A 2,195-nucleotide genomic window follows, 5' to 3' on the forward strand; every position below is an offset into this window, starting at 1 on the left:
CGGCTCGAAGGCGGCAAACTTGTCCCCCACTCGGCCCGATTTATAGCCGAAAGTATTGATTATTTCTTCGGGACAGTCCTTTCCCAGCAGCGTCACAGAGAATACGCCGGAAGCGAGAATCGCCTCGGTGGTAGAGTGGTCCCGGTTCAGAGTGACGGTGAAGCGGGGCGGGCGGGAGGAAGTAACCTGCGCGAAAGAGGTGACAATGCAGCCCTGCCGCTTTCCATCCACGGAGGTGGAGATGAGATACATGCCGTAGTCCATGGCCTCATAGGCTTTTGCGTTTATCTTTGCCATAAAAACGCTCCTTTCCTTTGCCGATCCCGGCGGTCCATTCGTATATTGAATGATACTAATATAGCAGAAATTGCTTGTTTTTGGAAGTAGCGAATGCAACAAAAAACTTTTCCCGTTTTCTCTATGGACAAACGCGCATTTTGCGCGTATACTTTCATAAAATCATTGTCATTATTTCAATTACTTATTGAAATAAGTAAATTTAATATCGAAAAGGAGTGGTCCCATGTCTGAGAGCTATGCGGGCAAAATCAACCGAAAGCTACTGAAGAAACGGCGCATTATCGAGGCCGCGTCAGGCCGCGAAAAGGCGGATCTGGTGCTGAAAAACGCAACCTATGTCAATGTGTTCTCCAACGAGCTGTGTCAGGCGGACATCGCCGTGGCTGAGGGGCTGATTGTGGGCATGGGCAGCTACGAGGGCGAAATTGAGGCAGACATGACCGGCAAAATCGTCCTGCCAGGCTTTCTGGACGCGCATATCCATCTGGAAAGCTCCCTGGTCAGTCCCCGCGAATTTGTAAAGGCAGTGCTGCCCCACGGCACCACCACCGTGATCACCGACCCCCACGAGATTGCCAATGTCATGGGAACCGACGGCATTGAGTATATGCTTCAGGCCACGGAGGGCCTGCCGGTGGACGTGCGGTTTATGCTGCCCTCCTGCGTTCCCGCCACGCCGCTAGACGAGTCCGGGGCAATTTTGGACTATCGGGCCATCGACTCCTTTTACGATCATCCCAGAGTGCAAGGTCTTGCGGAGATGATGAACTTTGTGGGCATCATCAACGGCGACGAACAGGCCGTTGAAAAAATTGTGGCGGCACAGGCCCATCACAAAAAGATCGACGGCCACGCTCCGGACCTCCAGGGCAACGATTTGAACGCCTACATCGCCGCTGGAGTCTATTCCGACCACGAGTGTCACGATTTGAGCGATGCCGTTGCCAAGCTTCAGCGGGGCCAGTTTATCATGATTCGGGAAGGCACCGCCGCTCGGAATTTGGAAGCGCTGGTTCCTCTCCTGTGCGACAAATACGCCGAGCGCTGTATGTTCTGCACCGACGACAAGCACCCCAACGACCTGTTGGAAAAAGGCCACATCGACTACATCGTCCGGAGGGCCATCGCCTTGGGCGCAGACCCCATCACGGCGGTCAAGGTGGCCTGCCACAACGCCGCGCGATACTTCCTTTTGAACAACCGGGGTGCCATCGCACCGGGATACCTTGGAGACTTTGTGGTGATTGACAGCTTCGAGTCCTTCCAGATTGAGAAGGTCTATAAACGTGGCGAGCTGATGGTGGAGTATGGCCAATTGCGGAACTTCCCCGCCCCAGCCATTGAACCCTATCTGGTGGAGCGGGCACACAACACCTTCCATGTGGGAATGCTGACGGCGGAGGACTTCGCGGAAAAGCGTCCCCGGGGTATCATCGGCATGGTCCCCGGCGAGATCACCACGGTAGACGCGGGCTATTCAGACCGCATTGACACGGAGTACGACGTGTTAAAGCTGGCGGTGGTAGAGCGGCACAAAAATACCCACCACATCGGCATCGGTTACATTCAAGGTTACGGACTGAAATCCGGCGCGGTGGCCACCTCCATTTCCCACGACTCTCACAACATCATCGTGGTGGGCACCAACGAAGAGGACATGGCCACGGCGGTGAACCGGGTGGTGGAGCTGAACGGTGGCATCGTGGTACTGGACAGTGGAGTTTCCGTTGCAGAAGTGCCTCTGTCCATCGCAGGAATCATGAGTGAGGAGCCTTTGCCCGAAGTGAACCGGAAGCTGGAGGACGCCAAGGAAAAGGCGGCGGCTCTTGGTGTTTCCGACGGGGTGGACCCCTTCATGACGCTCAGCTTCATGGCCCTTCCCGTTATTCCTTCCC

The 2,195-nt window shown here is 55.3% G+C and carries 2 protein-coding genes; one reads left to right on the forward strand and one right to left on the reverse strand.

The window, feature by feature from the left end; genetic code table 11:
- Positions 1-297, reverse strand: a 297-nt coding sequence (locus RT018_RS12775) for a flavin reductase family protein (RefSeq protein WP_312942577.1), incomplete at its 3' end; no start/stop codon positions are given.
- A 226-nt stretch (positions 298-523) separates the two neighbouring features.
- On the opposite strand from RT018_RS12775, the gene ade reads away from it, so the two are divergent.
- Positions 524-2,195, forward strand: a 1,672-nt coding sequence (gene ade, locus RT018_RS12780) for an adenine deaminase (RefSeq protein ID WP_312942579.1), incomplete at its 3' end; no start/stop codon positions are given.

Origin of the sequence: Oscillibacter sp., assembly GCF_032060045.1 — a bacterium.
Lineage (GTDB): Bacteria > Bacillota > Clostridia > Oscillospirales > Oscillospiraceae > Oscillibacter.